Source organism: Nonomuraea sp. 10N515B (genome assembly GCF_052245915.1).
Lineage (GTDB): Bacteria > Actinomycetota > Actinomycetes > Streptosporangiales > Streptosporangiaceae > Nonomuraea.
In genome coordinates, this window is sequence record NZ_JBQQBQ010000055.1 from 46,196 (window position 1) to 62,599 (window position 16,404).

The 16,404-nt window shown below is 68.7% G+C and carries 12 protein-coding genes, 10 tRNA genes and 1 pseudogene; 14 read left to right on the plus strand and 9 right to left on the minus strand.

The annotated features are described in order from the left end of the window. The first annotated feature begins 12 nt into the window (after positions 1 to 12). Positions 13 to 792 carry a phytanoyl-CoA dioxygenase family protein gene (locus ACTWQA_RS46235; RefSeq protein ID WP_443165220.1) on the plus strand — a complete coding sequence of 260 codons (780 nt, stop codon included), beginning with the start codon at positions 13 to 15 and terminating at the stop codon, positions 790 to 792. Here ACTWQA_RS46235 and dusB read toward each other — a convergent pair. Further along, positions 789 to 1,898, minus strand: coding sequence for a tRNA dihydrouridine synthase DusB (gene dusB / locus ACTWQA_RS46240; RefSeq protein ID WP_443165221.1), 1,110 nt, complete (start codon positions 1,896 to 1,898; stop codon positions 789 to 791). The two genes, ACTWQA_RS46235 and dusB, sit on opposite strands and share 4 nt — an antisense overlap. 95 nt (positions 1,899 to 1,993) lie before the next feature. Here dusB and ACTWQA_RS46245 point away from each other — a divergent pair, with 95 nt between their 5' ends. From ACTWQA_RS46245 to ACTWQA_RS46260, 4 genes are all read left to right on the plus strand, one after another. Beyond that, entirely contained in the window at positions 1,994 to 2,617 is a 624-nt protein-coding gene (locus ACTWQA_RS46245; RefSeq protein WP_443165222.1) for an amino acid-binding protein, read from the plus strand. A gap of 39 nt (positions 2,618 to 2,656) precedes the next feature. Beyond that, positions 2,657 to 2,728: transfer RNA gene (locus ACTWQA_RS46250), tRNA-Gly, on the plus strand. A 14-nt stretch (positions 2,729 to 2,742) separates the two neighbouring features. Continuing rightward, positions 2,743 to 2,813: transfer RNA gene (locus ACTWQA_RS46255), tRNA-Cys, on the plus strand. Positions 2,814 to 2,818: 5 nt separating this feature from the next. Further along, positions 2,819 to 2,890 (plus strand) — tRNA-Val (locus ACTWQA_RS46260). Here the strand turns inward: ACTWQA_RS46260 and ACTWQA_RS46265 are convergent. From ACTWQA_RS46265 to ACTWQA_RS46285, 5 genes and pseudogenes are all read right to left on the minus strand, one after another. Then, positions 2,864 to 3,073 carry a hypothetical protein gene (locus ACTWQA_RS46265; protein WP_443165223.1) on the minus strand — a complete coding sequence of 70 codons (210 nt, stop codon included), beginning with the start codon at positions 3,071 to 3,073 and terminating at the stop codon, positions 2,864 to 2,866. The genes ACTWQA_RS46260 and ACTWQA_RS46265 overlap by 27 nt on opposite strands. Then, positions 3,067 to 3,441 (minus strand): annotated as a pseudogene (locus ACTWQA_RS46270) (HAD family hydrolase); the annotation flags it as partial. The gene ACTWQA_RS46265 and the pseudogene ACTWQA_RS46270, both read right to left, overlap by 7 nt. Before the next feature lie 129 nt (positions 3,442 to 3,570). Next, positions 3,571 to 4,914: a hypothetical protein gene (locus ACTWQA_RS46275; protein WP_443165224.1), complete on the minus strand. Its 1,344-nt coding sequence runs from the start codon at positions 4,912 to 4,914 to the stop codon at positions 3,571 to 3,573. Continuing rightward, complete coding sequence (locus ACTWQA_RS46280) at positions 4,911 to 6,224, minus strand: M23 family metallopeptidase (RefSeq protein WP_443165225.1); 1,314 nt, start codon at positions 6,222 to 6,224, stop codon at positions 4,911 to 4,913. The genes ACTWQA_RS46275 and ACTWQA_RS46280 overlap by 4 nt, the downstream gene beginning before the upstream one ends. Positions 6,225 to 6,720: 496 nt before the next feature. Beyond that, positions 6,721 to 7,185 (minus strand): DUF3592 domain-containing protein, encoded by a 465-nt coding sequence (locus ACTWQA_RS46285; protein ID WP_443165226.1) that lies wholly within the window; start codon positions 7,183 to 7,185, stop codon positions 6,721 to 6,723. Between the two features lie 594 nt (positions 7,186 to 7,779). Between ACTWQA_RS46285 and ACTWQA_RS46290 the strand changes: the two genes are divergently transcribed. The 8 genes from ACTWQA_RS46290 to ACTWQA_RS46325 all read left to right on the plus strand — a co-directional run bounded on the left by ACTWQA_RS46290 (position 7,780) and on the right by ACTWQA_RS46325 (position 11,113). Then, positions 7,780 to 7,850, plus strand: a tRNA-Ala gene (locus tag ACTWQA_RS46290). 1 nt (position 7,851) lies between these two features. Then, positions 7,852 to 7,923 (plus strand) — tRNA-Gly (locus ACTWQA_RS46295). 5 nt (positions 7,924 to 7,928) lie between these two features. Further along, a tRNA-Leu gene (locus ACTWQA_RS46300) sits at positions 7,929 to 8,001 on the plus strand. Between the two features lie 20 nt (positions 8,002 to 8,021). Continuing rightward, positions 8,022 to 8,096 (plus strand) — tRNA-Glu (locus ACTWQA_RS46305). A 15-nt stretch (positions 8,097 to 8,111) separates the two neighbouring features. After that, positions 8,112 to 8,186: transfer RNA gene (locus tag ACTWQA_RS46310), tRNA-Arg, on the plus strand. Between the two features lie 30 nt (positions 8,187 to 8,216). Then, positions 8,217 to 8,297 (plus strand) — tRNA-Tyr (locus ACTWQA_RS46315). A 35-nt stretch (positions 8,298 to 8,332) separates the two neighbouring features. Then, positions 8,333 to 8,403, plus strand: a tRNA-OTHER gene (locus ACTWQA_RS46320). A gap of 163 nt (positions 8,404 to 8,566) precedes the next feature. Further along, positions 8,567 to 11,113 (plus strand): hypothetical protein, encoded by a 2,547-nt coding sequence (locus ACTWQA_RS46325; protein WP_443165227.1) that lies wholly within the window; start codon positions 8,567 to 8,569, stop codon positions 11,111 to 11,113. 28 nt (positions 11,114 to 11,141) lie between these two features. On the opposite strand, the gene ACTWQA_RS46330 is transcribed toward ACTWQA_RS46325, so the two are convergent. The 3 genes from ACTWQA_RS46330 to ACTWQA_RS46340 all read right to left on the minus strand — a co-directional run bounded on the left by ACTWQA_RS46330 (position 11,142) and on the right by ACTWQA_RS46340 (position 15,130). Continuing rightward, positions 11,142 to 11,834 (minus strand): M15 family metallopeptidase, encoded by a 693-nt coding sequence (locus ACTWQA_RS46330; protein WP_443165228.1) that lies wholly within the window; start codon positions 11,832 to 11,834, stop codon positions 11,142 to 11,144. Positions 11,835 to 11,850: 16 nt separating this feature from the next. Continuing rightward, entirely contained in the window at positions 11,851 to 14,853 is a 3,003-nt protein-coding gene (locus tag ACTWQA_RS46335) for a BTAD domain-containing putative transcriptional regulator (RefSeq protein ID WP_443165229.1), read from the minus strand. A 121-nt stretch (positions 14,854 to 14,974) separates the two neighbouring features. Further along, entirely contained in the window at positions 14,975 to 15,130 is a 156-nt protein-coding gene (locus ACTWQA_RS46340) for an FG-GAP-like repeat-containing protein (RefSeq protein ID WP_443165230.1), read from the minus strand. A 143-nt stretch (positions 15,131 to 15,273) separates the two neighbouring features. On the opposite strand from ACTWQA_RS46340, the gene ACTWQA_RS46345 reads away from it, so the two are divergent. Beyond that, complete coding sequence (locus ACTWQA_RS46345) at positions 15,274 to 16,284, plus strand: LacI family DNA-binding transcriptional regulator (protein ID WP_443165231.1); 1,011 nt, start codon at positions 15,274 to 15,276, stop codon at positions 16,282 to 16,284. Positions 16,285 to 16,404 lie beyond the last annotated feature (120 nt).

Below are 16,404 nucleotides of genomic sequence, written 5' to 3' on the forward strand. Positions count from 1 at the left end.
AGCGTGAAATACATGAGGATCGACGATTTCCACGAGCAGGGATACATGTTGGTGCCCGGCCTGCTCGCCCCCGAAGAGGTGGCCGAGCTGCGCGAGGAGTTCATGGCAATCCACGCCGGAGGCCCCATCCCCGGTCACTTCTCGCCCCAGCCGCAGGAGCCCGGCCGGCCATACGACATCCTGCGTGAATACCCACGCATCATGCACCCCCACGAGGTCAACGACCTGGCCCTTCGCTACCTGCTCGACACCCGCATCGCCGCGATACTCCGCGACCTGCTCGGCGAGGAGCCGATAGCAGCCCAGAGCATGTTCTACTTCAAGCCGCCGGGTGCCAGGGGCCAGGCGCTGCACCAGGACAACTTCTATCTTCGCGTCGAGCCGGGCACGTGCGTGGCCGCGTGGGTGGCGCTCGACCGGGTGGACCGGGCGAACGGCGGCCTGGAGGTCGTGCCCGGCACGCACCTGATGGACCTGTTCTGCCCGGAGGAGGCCGACCAGGGCGTCTCGTTCACCAGGGAGTACGTGCCGCCGCCACCCGGCCTGAAGAAGGTGCCGGTCGACATGGATCCCGGGGACGTGTTGTTCTTCAACGGCAGCCTGGTCCACGGCTCGGAGCCGAACAGCACGACCGACCGCTTCAGGCGCAGCTTCATCTGCCACTACACCGGCCGCTCGGCGGAGCGCATCGCCGAGTACTACCCGACGCTCACCATGTCAGGCGAGCGCATCCAGTTGGAGCGGGCCGTGGGCGGCGGCCCCTGCGGCACGGAGGCCGCCGGCCCCCACTAGCCTCCGGAAACGTCCGACTCGGCGTCCTCGGGCACCACACAGTCCCACGGGTCGTCCAGCCATCCGTCGGGAAGATGCACCTTGGACCGCTCACCCGACTTGCCCCGCGGCGTGTCGGTGTTGGCCGGCCACGGCTGGTCGTGCTCGAGCTTCGCCAGCCCCTCGCGCAGCCCGTCGAGCGACTCGGCCGTGGCCAGCTCCCGCCGGAGCTCGCTGCCGACCATGAACCCCTTCAGATACCAGCCGACGTGCTTACGGAAGTCGGCCACCGCGTACCGCTCGATGTCGAAACACTCGGCCAGCCCTTCTGCGTGCCTGGCCATCATCTCGGCCACCTCGCCGAGCGTCGGCCGGGCCCGCTCGGGGCTGCCGTTGAACGCGTTCTCCAGGTCCTTGAACAACCACGGCCGCCCCAGGCAGCCGCGCCCGACCACCACGCCGTCGCACCCCGTCCGCGCCACCATCCGCAGCGCGTCGTCGGCGCACCAGATGTCGCCGTTGCCCAGCACGGGGATCTCCGGCACGGCCTCCTTCAGCCGGGCGACGGCCTCCCAGTCCGCGACGCCGCCGTAGTGCTGCCTGGCCGTACGGGCGTGCAACGCGACCGCCGCGACGCCCTCCTCTGCCGCGATGCGCCCCGCGTCCAGGTACGTCAGATGATCGTCGTCGATCCCCTTGCGCATCTTCATCGTCACGGGAAGCGCTCCGGCGTTGGCGACCGCCTCCCGCAGGATCCGCCGCAGCAGATTCCTTTTGTACGGCAGCGCGGACCCGCCCCCGCGCCTGGTCACCTTGGGCACCGGGCACCCGAAGTTGAGATCGATGTGATCGGCCAGGTCCTCCTCGGCGATCATCCTGACCGCCCGCCCCACGATGCCGGGATCCACCCCGTAGAGCTGGATGCTCCTGGGCTGCTCCGACTCGGCGAACCTGATCATCCTGAGGGTCTTGGGATTGCGCTCCACCAGCGCACGCGTCGTGATCATCTCGCACACGAACAGCCCGGCGCCCTGCTGCCAGCACAACACCCGGAACGGCGCGTTCGTGATGCCCGCCATCGGCGCCAGCACCACCGGCGGCCAAACCCCAATCGGCCCAATCTTCACTTCGTCAGTTGTAGCGCAGGTCAGGTCGCGAGCGGTATTCGCGGATAGGGTGAGAAGCAGCATCTTCGGTGGATGGGGGATGGATGCTTCTTCGCGTGCGCATCGCACTGCCCGACAGGCCGGGTTCGCTGGCGCAGGTCACCAAGGTCCTGGGGGTGGCGGGGGCGGACATCACCCAGGTGATCGTCCTCGACCGGGGCGCGGGTGTGGCCGTGGACGACATCACGGTCTTCTGGCCGGACAGCACGCCCAGGCAGGCCCTGGTCAAGAGCCTGGAGGGGGTCGACGGTGTGCGGGTCGAGGGGATCTGGACCACGCGCGAGGCGCCCGGCACCTACCCGGAGCTGGAGATACTCAAATACATCACGACGGCGGGCGACCGGGCCCTGACCACGCTCGTCGACTCACTCCCCGTGCTCTTCAGCGCCGACTGGGCCGCGACGACCGCCGAGCACCGCGTGTTGTACGCCAGCTGGCGCGCCCCGCAGGAGCTGACCATCCCGGACGACGTGCCCGCGCGCCCGGCGGCCATGACGCTCGATGAGGGCCTGCACATCATTCACGCCCCGCTGCCGCCGCTCGCCATTACGCTCCTGCTGGCCCGCTCCGAAGGTCCCGCCTTCCACCGCATCGAGGTCCACCGCCTCACCAGGATCCTGGAGATCTTCCTCAGCCTGCCCGCCACCGAGCGAAGCGTGGCCCGCCAGCTGCGCAAGTAACCATCCGGCCGGAAAACCCGCTAGAGTTACTTGAGCAACGCGGAAGTGGCTCAGTGGTAGAGCATCACCTTGCCAAGGTGAGGGTCGCGGGTTCGAATCCCGTCTTCCGCTCGGAGATCTGGCCCGGTGGCGTGGCCGAGAGGCGAGGCAGCGGCCTGCAAAGCCGTCCACACGGGTTCAAATCCCGTCGCCACCTCGTAAGGACGATTAGCTCAGCGGGAGAGCGCTTCCCTGACACGGAAGAGGTCACTGGTTCAATCCCAGTATCGTCCACCGCAGAAACCCCAGGTCAACGGCCTGGGGTTTCTTGTTTCTCCGGTTACGGATCAAGGAATCGGGAGCAATCGGGACGTCGGGATGAACCCGGATCATCTTCTCGGCGATTCGGCAGGTCGCCCGCGCCAGCCCGGTCAGCTCTCCCCAGCGCATGCCGGTGAACGCGGCCGTGATCACCATGATCTCGGCGCGGCAGCCACCGAGCTGACCGGCCCGGCGGGTAAGCGGGAGGACGTGCTTCTCCTAGGGGATGGGCCGCCCACCACGCGGTATCGGGCCGGCCAGCGCCGCGACCGTGGCGGAGACCGCGAGTAACCGGCGACGTGTGAGCACGACAAGGGCGCTCCAGGACCACTGCCACCCACGTCCTCATGGCTGGCCCGGGTGCGCCGGTCGATCGCGGACAGCGCCAGCGGGTGGGCGCCGGCCATGGCGTACCCGGCCCGCCACACGACAGGCAGGACGGCCAAGTCGTTGGGCATGTCGCCGAAGGCCACGACCTCGCCGGGCGTGGCGCCGCGGTCGGCGCACAGGGCGGGCAGCATGGTGGCCTTGGCTGACGCCGGCCGCGCTGATCTAGCACCACCTCTTCCTCCACAGGACTTTCACCCCCGAGCAGTCGCCCATGCCGGGCGTACACGCAGAAGGCCCCGGCAGGCCGGAGCCTTCGCGACCTCTCAGGTGACGGTGTCGGGGTTGGCCGACAGCAGCACCTGCGTCCAGCCCTCCGTGTCCACCACGCCCTGCCCGGTCAGGTCATCACCCCGGCCGTCGTACGGGTTCTCATCGAAGTAGCGGTGCACCGACCCCTCGGCGTTCCTGTGGCCGTAGTAGACACCGCCGCCCGGCGACAGCAACTGGTCGAACACCTGCCAGGTCGTGTCACGCAACTGGTAGCGCTGCCACGACGCCGCACCATTGATCTTGTACGAGATCAGCGCACCCGCCGAGGTCGTGCCCAGAATCCAGCTCGGACCCGTCGCGGTCAGCGTCTTCAGCGTGAACCCATTCCCGATCAACGTATTACCCGTGATATCCGCCAACGCCGGCTTGTCGGCCGTCAGCTTGTACCGGCGCAACGCACCATCGGCGATACCGAACAGATAAGACGACCCGTCATACGCCAGCAGATCGTGCGTCCACCCCGTCCCCAAGAACACCGGCTTCTCGAAAATCACCGTATCCCGCACCGTGATGACGTCGACCCGATACAACCGGCCGCCCGTACCGTCCTCGGTCACCAGCAGCGTGTTGTGATTCAGCGTCGCCATCGCCTTCGGCTTGAACCCCAGCGACACCGCCGACACCTCGGCACCCGACGTCCGCTTACCGGTCGCCGCGTCAATCGACGTATACGTCAACAAACCGTTCGACAGCACCCCGTACACCGAGGCCACACCGTTGGGGCCGTCGATGTAAGGCCAGATGGCGTTGACGATGATCTGTGCGTCACTGGCCTCGACCTGGTACCGGTCGGGGTAGGCCGAGACCTGGACGGCTTGGCAGACTTCGCCGATCGGCGCGGTCTGCCAGCTGTCGTTCGGGTAGACGCGGAGCATCTTGTCGAGGAAGGCGTTGGTGGCCCACGTCGGGTTCAGGCGCTGGGTCCTGCTGCCCCAGGAGGCTCGCTGCTGGAACAGGCCCAGGCTGTCGTGGTCGACTTCCTCGCTGATGTTCTGGATGCTGGACTCCACGATCGTCGTGGCGATCGCGATGGCGGCGGCCCGCTTCGGCAGCCCGCGGTCGTGCACGGCCTTGATCACCATGCGGGCGCAGGAGACGCGGTAGGCGGTCATGTAGCCGCGCATCTTGTCGTCGAGCGCGCTGTTGAGCTGGGTGGCCAGGGCCGCGTCCGTCGAGGTGGTGCCGCCGGGGTCGCAGGCGACCGTGGCGTAGGCGGCGGTGATGTCCGACGCCTCCATCGGCGGGTCCGTCGGGTCGGCCATCGCGGGGTGGGATAACCCGATCAGGGCGATCAGGGCCGTGGCCGTGACGGCGGCGCGTGCCGGTAGGCCCTTCACGAGCTGGTCACGGTGTCGGGGTTGGCCGACAGCAGCACCTGCGTCCAGCCCTCCGTGTCCACCACGCCCTGCCCGGTCAGGTCATCACCCCGGCCGTCGTACGGGTTCTCATCGAAGTAGCGGTGCACCGACCCCTCGGCGTTCCTGTGGCCGTAGTAGACACCGCCGCCCGGCGACAGCAACTGGTCGAACACCTGCCAGGTCGTGTCACGCAACTGGTAGCGCTGCCACGACGCCGCACCATTGATCTTGTACGAGATCAGCGCACCCGCCGAGGTCGTGCCCAGAATCCAGCTCGGACCCGTCGCGGTCAGCGTCTTCAGCGTGAACCCATTCCCGATCAACGTATTACCCGTGATATCCGCCAACGCCGGCTTGTCGGCCGTCAGCTTGTACCGGCGCAACGCACCATCGGCGATACCGAACAGATAAGACGACCCGTCATACGCCAGCAGATCGTGCGTCCACCCCGTCCCCAAGAACACCGGCTTCTCGAAAATCACCGTATCCCGCACCGTGATGACGTCGACCCGATACAACCGGCCGCCCGTACCGTCCTCGGTCACCAGCAGCGTGTTGTGATTCAGCGTCGCCATCGCCTTCGGCTTGAACCCCAGCGACACCGCCGACACCTCGGCACCCGACGTCCGCTTACCGGTCGCCGCGTCAATCGACGTATACGTCAACAGACCGTTGGACAGGACGCCGTAAACGGACGCGTCGCCCTTGGGAGACACCGGGCCGCAGTTGCGGCTCTCGACGTTGTCCCACTCCATGCCGTTGGCCTGGCCGTAGGTGACGCCGTTGAAGATCGGCTTGATGCGTTCGGACCCGGCGAACCCCCACGAGGCGTTCCCATCGCCGTTGGCGTCGTAGGCGAGCTCGAAGTGCAGGTGGGGGTGGTCGTTGGACTCCCCCCCGGTCCTGCCGACCTTGCCGATCACCGTTCCCCGCTCCACCTTGTCCCCGGCCGAGACGGCGCGGGACTGCAGGTGGATGTAGGTGGTGAAGTAGCCGCCGCCGTGATCGATCTGCACGACGTGGCCGCCGTTGTCATGCCAGAAGGACGTGTCCACAGTCCCGCCGGCGGCCGCCACCAGGGTGGCGCCTTCGGTGCCGTGCTGGTCGGGCTCCTTGACCATGTCGAGGGCGGGTGCGTGGGCCCAGCTGTTCAGCTGCCACTTCTGGCCGCACGGGAAGGGAAGCTGGAAGTTCGGTACGGCCAGCGCCGGGCTCGCCAGGCCGACGACGCAGAACGCGGCGGCGAACAATGTGGCGATGAACCCGCGTAATATTGCGGATCGCGACATGAGATTCCTCCAGGTGAATTCCGAGTGGGCGGGAAATGCTCAGACAAGCGATTCACATTCCCGCTGACTTCTCCTGTGCAGAACCGACCATAGGAGGCGGCGGTATAGCGCGGGTATGTTTACCGGGTTGTCGCGTGCCGCTCCAGAGAGGGTAAACATCCGCTTCGTCCACTCCGAGGAACGAACCGGGCGGCAGCGCGGCCGGCACGTGGGAGTTGGCGCGGGCCGACGGCCAGGCGTACCCGTCCCAGCGCTGGGCCAACTCGGGCGGCGGGAAACCCTAGGTAGAGCCATGATCAGGACAACGCTGACCCGGAAGAGGTCACGGGTTCAATCCCAGTATCGTCCACCACACGGAACCAAGCCTCAGCTCACGGCACCTGCCGGGAGTTGGGGCTTGTTGTTGTTCCGGGTTGATCACGGGTGCTGTCGGCACCGATGACTTCCTGCCGGCCGAGCAGCGGTACGACTGGCGTCCACGTCGACCAGGTTGCGATTAGGCTCGCAGCCGAGCGATCCGTCGTCCTTTGGCGAACAAGACCGCACCAATCGGCGTGAACATCACGCCGATTCCACCGACGATCAGCGGAGCGAGGAACGCGGACCAGAACGACGCAACCCGCGCGTTGGACGGATCGTCCGGGTCGTAGGCGACAGGTACGCTTTCGCCTTCCTTGTGGGACGGTGGGTTGCTGCCAGTGGAGCTCAGAAACGAGTACCGCCTGCCGTCGACGGTGAACTCCACGGTCGGGTACCACGACGTGCTCCTGCGGATATGGCCGTCGGAACTCCGTGTCGTGGTGGTCCGTGCAGTCACCCCGGCCACGGTGCCCTCGGTCTGGTTGGCCGAGGCCAGGAAGCTCGCCGTAGAGGCGGCCAGCGCGATGCCGACGCAGAGCAGCACCAGCCCGATGAGACCGAATATCCCGCCGACGATGGTAAACAACCGTCCGTTGTGCATGGGACGAGTCTGCCCAACATGGAGCAATGTGTCATGTGGGAATCGAGGCTCCCCACTGGCCACCACCGCCTTCATCACCGCCCAGCGTCACCGGCTCCGTGGTGACCGGCTGACCCCAAGCTGGATGATCGACAGGGACCGCAGCAGCTCCTCCACCGTGTTGTCGATCGGGCCCGGATCGGCCGCGTTGAGCAGGACGAGTGCGACATCGACCAGTTGCGTGCCCGCCGGGGGCAGCTCGGCGTCGCGGCTCTGCCGCCTCGGGCTGAACCGAAACGGCCGCGAACGCGTCCTGGTAATAAATGAGTGGCATTCACCGAATGCCCCTCGTTAACGTGGATCCACGTCGAAAGGACGGGGCGGATCCCAGCCGCCCCCGCAACGTCATGGAAAGGCCAGCCATGCGCTACGCAGCCGCCGCACTCGGGCAGGAACGGTGCCTCTATCGCCGACCTGCGGTGTCCGGCTGCGCGCTCATCGGGCCGGCTTCAGGGTAATCCGAAACGAAGGATGATCCGGAGGCCGCCAGGGACATACCCAGGCGGCCTTTCTGTTTCCTTGCTTTTTGACAACTCCACAGCGGAAGACATCGATGGGCTGATGGTGAAAAGGCATCACACCTGCCTTGCACGCAGGGGTTCAGGGTTCAAGTCCCTGTCGGTCCACGCCGCAGAGGCCGAACTGGTAAGGCAGATGGCTTCCAACCAGCAGGACGGGGTTCGAGTCCCCGCTGCGGCTCTGAAGCGTCCGTAGCCCAATGGGAGAGGCACCGGCCTAAGGAGCCGGGCGGTGCGGGTTCGAATCCCGCCGGACGTACGATCTCCGTTTCGAGATGCGCCCCGTTGGTCTAGCGGTCAGGACGCCTGGCTTTCAACCGGGAAATATCGCCGGTTCGAGACCGGCATGGGGGTACGACCGCCATTTCCGGCCCTATAGCTCAATGGATAGAGCGCCGGCCTACGAAGCCGGGTCTGTTGCAGGTTCGAATCCTGCTGGGGCTACTTGAATGTGTTACGCACACATTCCCTCTCGCGCGAGCTGGGCACCTGGGGAGCCCACCCGGCCGTAAACCGGACGCTTCGGCTGTGGCGGTTCGACTCCGTCCTCGCGCACGATCCGCCTCGCCATCGTGGGGCCGGGTGGACTTGGCGCAGTTCGCGGGTTGCGGAGGCAGGCCTGCAAAGCCCGTCCGAGCGAGTTCGACTCTCGCCTGCGTCTCTTCGATGATCTTCCGCTGTGGAGCCGGATGCCCGCCCGTTCATCGGTGGGTCCTTCGCGTCGTTTCAGAAGCTTCGTGCCATATGCCTGTCCAGCGCGGCTGAGCTTGACAGAATGGATTGACCGGGGTGCGGACGGTAAGACTCAGGGGGAGGGCGTCCACGTGGCCGATCTGCGCGGTGTCATCGCTGGACTCATTCGGCGGCCGGCGTTCTGGCGCGCGGACCCGCCGCTCCCCATCGTGCTGGTGACAGGCGAGCACGCGTTCGAGACGCTGACAAAGCTGGCCAAGCCCTTTGAGAGCGACGTGCCGTACGCCTCGGTCGAGGAGGGCGCTCACGCGAATGTGAGCGAGTTGGTGGAGGCCCTGGCGGGAGACCGCAAGCTGGGCAAGCCGGTAGGCGGATCCTTCCTGCCCGCGCCCCGCTTCCCCTTCGTCCAGTTCGTCCTGTGGGCGAAGAAGCAGCCTGAGGAGGGCGGCTACGGGGAGTGGAAGAAGCGGCTCAGGCGGCGCAATCGCGGCGGCGACCACAATGTCAGGACCACAGCCGACTTCCTGACCCGCGCGGCCACCACGTGGGTCCCGCTCGGGACGTTCGCCGTCTGGTGGGTGGGCGGCGCATCCGACCTCGTCGGCATCATTCCGTGGCTGCTGGGCGGCACGGTGGCGGTGATCGGCACCGCGGCGATGGGGGTGCTGTCGATCAGGGGATCGCTGTTCACCGGCTGGTTCCGCAAGCAGCCCTATCTGCGGCGCGCCCCGTTCGAGCGGCTCCCCGATTACGCCTCACGCCTGGCGAAGGCGAGCGACCCGGATATCGAGCTGCTCTTGGTCCATGCGCTCTGCGGCGACATGCGCACGGCGTACAAGAAGTGGGTCATTCCCTGGCCGAGCTGGGGCCGGGGGCTGTACTCCCTCGTACTCCTCGAGATCAAGAATCCGTCGGGGGCGAACGCCGACTTCCTTCACCTCCTGGAGAAGACCACGGAGGAGACCGGGCTGCTGCCCCCGATGATCGTGCTGGCCTCCGTGCCCGACGACTTCACCACCGCGACATCAGCCAAGCCCCTGGAGTTCGGCGACCTCGACGTCGCGGTCAAGAAATGGCAGGAGCTGGCGAAGCGGCGCCTTCCCCGCCTGAGGCTCGACCTCCGGTCTTCCGACCCGCCCTCGGACCAGCTGGCGCAGACGTACAAGCCGCGGCTGGTACGGAGCCGGTTACGCGCGCTCGGATACTGGGGCGCCGTTCTCCTCCTGGTCACCGCGCCCCTCGCCTGGGTCTTCTGGGCCCAGCAGGACAGGGACGCGCACTGTGGCGGCCTTGCCTGGGTGGAGCGGATCGACGGAGAGTGCGTGGGCGTCGTCAACGCGGCGGAAGACACGCCGGACGACCTGTTCGACGGCGAGGTGAAGAACCTCATCAAGAAGATCGACGAAAACAACGACTTTGCCACGAGCTCGGGCAGGTACGTCAGCGTGGTCCTGTTCGGCGAGTTCTCGATCAAGAAGGCGGCGGCGGACGACACCCGCCTGGCGAGCGCGATATCCGAACTCGCGGCCGTCGAGGAATACCAGCGCACGGTCTCCGGCACCCCGCGGCTGCGCGTGCTGATCGCCAACGCAGGCGACAACTTCCGGCAGGGCCGGCGGACGGCGGAGCTCATCACCGGGCTGGCCGAAGCCGACCGGCACGTCATGGGCGTGGTCGGCTTTGGCCGTAGCGTCGAGGGAGTCAGGCAGGCAGTCGACGTGCTGCACGCCGCGAAGATCCCGATGGTGGCCAGCACGGCGACCGCGGATCGGCTCGGCTACCTCGATGACACCGGCAACCCGTCTCCGTACTACTTCCACGTGGGCCCCACCAACTTCCGCGAGGCCTCGCTGGCCGCCAGGTTCGCCGGCAGGCTCAGGCTCAAGTCGGCGGTCATCGTGCAGGACGGCTCGCCCAGCGACGATTACACCAACAACCTGGCCGCCGACCTCGAGACGACGCTGGTCCAGCAGGGCGTCGACGTCAAGGACCGCCTCTCCTACACCGTGAACGCCGGCGGGATCTCCGCGGCAGCGGTGAAGGCCTGCGAGCTCAAGCCGGACGTCCTGATGTACGCGGGGCGCGCCCCGGAGTTCCGCGACTTCCTCGTCGCGATCGAAGGCAAGGCCTGCGGGACCGGTGTGCTCAAGGTGATCGCCGGTGACGACGTCGTCAAGGTGGTGGTCGACCACGGCGCCGAGATCGCCAACATGAAACAGGTCGAGGTCTACCACCTGGCGCTGGCGAACCGGGCCCTCTGGTCGGCCGGCTCGGCCAAGCCGACGGCGTTCGTCGGCAGGCTGCTCCAGGGCGCGCACACGAAGGCCGCGGACGAGAACCTCATCCTCACCTACGACGCCATCAGCGTGGTGTACCAGGCCGCCAACGCCGCCTATCTGGCAGCCAGCACCGATCAGGGGCTGCCCAGCAGAGGCGACATCCTCTACCGGCTCTCCCGTACCTCCGGCAACTCAGCCTGGGAGGGATCTGGCGGTGTGATCGACTTTGCCTCGTCGGAGCGGCACGGTCCGGTGAACAAGGTGGTCGCCATGATGAAGGTGGAGAAAACAGCGTGGGGGTATGCCAAGCCGGTCGTCCGCTGCGGGGTGCTCGACACGAACGAGCCGCCGCCGAAGGACGCCATCTGCGACCGCCTTCCCGACGCGGCCCCGAAGTGACGGCACGATCTCGCGCGGGAAGGCGCGCTCAAGGGGCGGGGATCTGGGTCATGGTGTAACAGGCGTAGCGGGCGCCAGTGATCAGGGCCCAGTAGCGGTCGCCGTAGGACCAGTGCCACCACTCGGTGGGGTAGTTGACGAAGCCGGCGGAGGCCATGGCGGTCGCCAGGATGTCGCGGTTGCGGCGGGCTTCAGCGGAGATGCCCGGGTAGGCGGTGTAGCACGCGTCGGTGTCCTCCGGAGGGGTGGCGTTGACCTGCGTCCCCATGGGCAACTCCGTGCCGGCGGCGGTGCACAGGGTCAGATCGACGGCGCCTCCGGTGACGTGCGGGGCCACCTGCGGCGGGGAGACGTAACGGCTGGCCTCCACATAGACCTGCCTGTCGTCCCAGCCGGGGTTGGCTGCCCGGTGCCTGGCCACGGACGCGGCGAAATACTTCTCCTGGACGGAAACCGGGCGGAATCCTTCCACCACCAGCAGCCGGAGCGCGCGGGGCAGACGTGCCTGGGCGGCGATCAGGCGGTCGGCCACGCTCAGCCGTACGCGCGCGAAGGCCCCTTCCGGGTCGGCCAGGCGCTCGTCCACCCGGAGTGCCGGCAGGGTGCGCAGATCCACCAGGGCTTCACCGCACTCCTTCACCGGCACCTCGGCGATCCGCGGGTCGGACAGGAGCACGATGTCGGGCATGGAGACCTCCGTGGGTGACAGGGGAGGCTTCATGATGCATCCACCCGCTTCAAAAACGCTGTAATCCCTCTCCACCGAGCTCGCGATACTCCCGCGCCTCGTGCAGCCGGAAGATCTCCAGCGCCTCCGCTCTGGCCGTCGCGGCGGCGGTATCGTCGCCGAGTGCCTCGTGCACCTGGGCCAGGTCGCGCAGGGTGCGCGCGCGAGACAGGGCGGCGCGCAGCGTTTCCCAGAGCGCCATTGATTCCTCCAGGCGGCTCTTGGCCTGGTAGAGCCGCCCCTCGGCCAGGTCCAGCTCGCCGAGCGTGCGCAGCGTCCACGCCTCGCCCCAGCGGTCGTTGAGCATGCGCGTCACCGGGAGGACCTCCGCCAGTGCGCGGCCCGCCGCGTCGAACCGGCGCAGCCGTACCTGAGTCTTGGCCAGGGCGGACAGACCGTACGCCTCCATCAGCCTGTCGCCCAGCTCGCGGAAGATCTCCAGCGCCCGCTCGCACAGCTCCTGCGACTCCGCCAGCTCGCCGCGTGCGCGGTGGTAGAGGGACATGGTGCGCAGGGTCAGTCCTTCCCCGCGGCGGCTGCCCGCGTCCTGGTACAACGACAGTGCCGAGGTCAGCTCGCTCCAGGCGGCCGGGTAGTCGCCGCGCTCCAGGTGGACGCTGCCGGCCAGCCGCCTGACGTGCGCGAGGGCCTCCGGGTCGGCGAGGTCGCTCCACAGCCGGCTCGCCCGCTCCAGGAAGTGCAGGGCCTCGGGCAGGTATCCCTGCTCACGGCATGAGGCGCCGAGGGCGGCGAGCGTGGCGGCCTCGCCTCTGGTGTCCTGCGCGGCGCGGAACAGCGACAGCGCCTGGCTGAGGTAGTCGCGGGACTCGGCGTAGTGGTCGCGCTCGTAGTACAGGCGGCCGAGTCCCGCGAGCAGGATCGCCTCGCCCAGGGTGTTGTCCATGCGCCGGGCGACGGCGAGGGCGGCCTCGTGCGTGCGGTGCCATGCCGCGAAGGGGTTGTCGAAGACGTACCGGCTGCCTTCGAGGGCCGTGGAGCACAGTGTGGCGGCCAGCTCGACGGCGATGTCGTCGAGGTCCATCGCCGCCGCCAGCTCCACGGCGACGATAAGCGTCTCCTCCTCCCCACGCAGCCAGGCGTGCGGGTCGGCGAGTGCCCCGTGCAGCACCTGCGGGTCCAGCGGCCGCGCGAGATCCGGGGAGGTGCGGTGTACGGGGACTCCGTTGGGTACGGCTTCGCCGAGCCGTTCGATGAGCCACAGCCACCCGCCGAGCACGCGGCGCACCACCGCCGTGCGTTCTGGCGCCGGCTCCTCCTCGTGGGCGCGCTCCCGGGCGAACAGCCGGATCAGGTCGTGCAGCCGGTAGCGGTTCTCCACGACGGTGGCGAGGGAGGCGTCGACGAGGTGCTCCAGCAGCCGCTCTGCCTCGTCCAGGCCGGTCTCCGCGGCGGCCGCCGCCACCCACACCGGGATGTACGGCAGGCCGAGCAGGCCCAGGCGGCGCAGCGCGGTCCTGGCCTCGGATGACAGGAGGTTGTAGCTGAGGGCGATGGTGGCTCGTACCTCCTGGTCCCCGACGGCCAGTTCGTCGAGCCTGCGCTGCTCGTCGGCCAGGCGGTCGGCCAGGCGTGCCACTGACCACTGGCGGCGCGAGGCCAGCCTTGATCCCGCGATGCGCAGCGCGAGTGGCAGGCCGCTGCACTGCCGTACGACCCGCTGTGCGGCGTCCGGGTCGGCGGCGATCCGCTCCGCGCCGGTGATCTGCCCCAGGAGGTGCAGCGCATCCTGGTCAGGCAGCAGGCCGAGTTCGAGCACCGTGACGCCGGCCAGGCCGGTGAGCCGGTTGCGAGAGGTGACGATCACCCCGCAGCCGGGGGCGCCTGGCAGCAGCGGCCGGACCTGGCTCTCGGTCGCGGCGTCCTCCAGCACGACCAGCTCGCGCCGGCCGGCCAGCAGCGTGCGGTAGCGGGCGGCGCGCTCTTCCATGGTGCCGGGCGGTGAGACGCCGGGCTCCAGCTCCCGCAGCAGCCGGCCGAGGACTTCCAGCGGGGTGGCGGGCGCCTCGCTGGTGCCGCGCAGCTCGACGTGCAGCTGACCGTCGGGGTAGAAACGCGCGACTTCGTGTGCGGCGCGCAGAGCGAGTGCCGACTTGCCGACGCCGCCCGGTCCGAAGATCACGCAGACCGGCGTGGAGTCCGGCCTGGTGAGCCGGTCGCACAAGGCGGCGAGCTCGTCCTCGCGGGCGGTGAAGTCGGGCAGCGACGAGGGTAACTGCCGGGGAGGTACGGCTGTCGCCGCACCTGCGAGAAGAGCGGTGTCCGACCGCAGGATGGCCTCGTGTGCCTGCCGCAGCTCGGGCCCCGGCTCGATGCCCAGTTCGTCGATCAGCGCTATCCGGCCCTGCTGGTAGACCGCCAGCGCGTCCGCCTGGCGGCCGGCCCGGTAGAGCACGACCATGAGGTCGCGGCGCAGCCGCTCCCTGACCGGATGTGCCGCGACCAGCTCGGTCAGCTCGTCGATCAGGCCCTCACCGCCGCCTGTCGCCAGATCGGCCGCGATCCGCTCCTCCAGTACGGCGAGCCGTACCTCCTCCAGTCTGGCGGCCTCGGCGCTCAGGTAGGTGTCGCCGAGCCCGCCCAGGGCCGGGCCCCGCCACAACGCCAGGGCCGCGCGGAAGGCCTCCCCCGCCTCGCGGTGGCTCTCCTCGCGCGCGGCTCGCCGTCCCTGGCTCACGAGCCGTTCGAACACGTTCTTGTCCAGCGCGTCGGGAGGGATCTCGGCGGTGTATCCCACCTGGTGGGAGACGATGATTCCCGGCCGGCCCGCCCTCTCGAAGGCCCTGCGCAGCGAGGCGACGTAGGTGTGGAGCACGCCTCGGGCGGTCTGCGGCGGGTCGTCCCGCCAGATCGCCTCCATCAACCGCTCGACGGTGACCGCCCGTCCGGCGTCGAGGAGCAGGGCGGCGAGCAAGGCTCGCGGCTTGCGTCCCCCGAGGGCAAGCTGCCGCCCGTCGCACCACACCTCAATCGGACCCAGGAGGCGTATCTCCATCGGTACTCCCAAAGGCATCGCCGATCCCGGGGCGACTCTAGAGATCGCCGGTATGTCGCCGGTATGTCGGCGAAATGGAAGGACCCCGGGATCGCTCCCGGGGGCCTTGGGTGGGGAGATGTCAGACGTACGGGGCCCAGCCGGGGCCGATCTCGATGGCGTTGCCGAAGCCGTTGTTGCCGTTGCCTTTCCAGAGGTAGAGGGTGCCGTTGTTGACGGCGGCGATGTCGCCGTGACCGTCGCGGTTGACATCGCCCAGCGACATCAACGAGCTCACGTACGGCGCCCACCCGGGACCGACGGCGTGGAGGAGACCGCGACCGCGCTCAGGGCGATGGCTCGGCGGCGGTCCTCGGGCAAATATGATCGCGCGCTCGCCCCTTCGGCCTGTTAGCGTTACCGGCAAGGGGGTGAGCCGCGGTGAAATCCAGGGACGGCAGGCCTGCGGTGCTGGTGGACGTGGCCGTTCTCGCCGGCGTTTCCACGATGACCGTCTCGCGTGTGCTCAACGCGCCCGAACGGGTCAGGGCCGAGACGCGGGCCCGTGTGCTGGCCGCCGTCAAGGAGCTCGACTACCGGCCCAACCAGGCCGCCCGCCAGCTCGTCACCGGCCGCTCCGGCGTGCTCGGCGTGGTCAGCATCGACACCACGCTCTACGGCCCCGCCTCGACGCTCTACTGCATCGAGCAGGCCGCCAGGCACGCCGGCTACAACGTCAGCATCGCCAGCCTGAGCTCGCTCAATCGCAGGTCGATGGAGGAAGGCGTGCAGCGGCTGCGCGCCCAGGCGGTCGACGGCGTCATCATCGTGGCGCCGCACGAGTCGGCGGCCGACGGCCTGCGCCACCTGCCGCCCGAGATGCCGGTGGTCGCGGTGGACGCGGGCGACGACATCCCCGTGCCGGTCGCCAAGGTGGACCAGGGGGCCGGCGCCGCCCGCGTGACCAGGCACCTGCTCAGCCTCGGCCACGAGACGGTATGGCACGTGGCGGGACCGGCCGACTGGCTCGACGCCAACGACCGCATCGCGGGCTGGCGCGGCGTGCTGGAAGCCGCCGACCGGCCGGTGCCCGAGATCCTGCGCGGCGACTGGAGTGCGCGCTCCGGCTACCAGCTCGGCCGCGACCTCGTCCAGAACGCCGAGGTCACCGCCGTGTTCGTGGCCAACGACCAGATGGCGCTCGGCGTGCTCCGGGCGCTGGGGGAGGCGGGGCGGCGCGTCCCCGAGGACGTGAGCGTGGCCGGGTTCGACGACATCCCCGAGGCGGCTTACTTCTGGCCGCCGCTGACGACCGTGCGGCAGGACTTCCAGGAGGTCGGCCGGCACGCCTTCCACATGTTGCTGGACCGGATGGCGGGCGCCGAGCCCGACGCCCGCCGGCTGGTGGAGCCGGAGCTCATCGTCCGCGAGAGCACCGCTACCCGAGCCTGATCACGTTCCAGGAGACCGGGGGCAGCAGGACGCGCATCGGGTCGTGCTCGACGTCCGCGTTCGGCTTCGGTGTGACGCGGTCCGGGTCGTCGGCCGTGTTGCGGGCGTAGACGTCGGCGT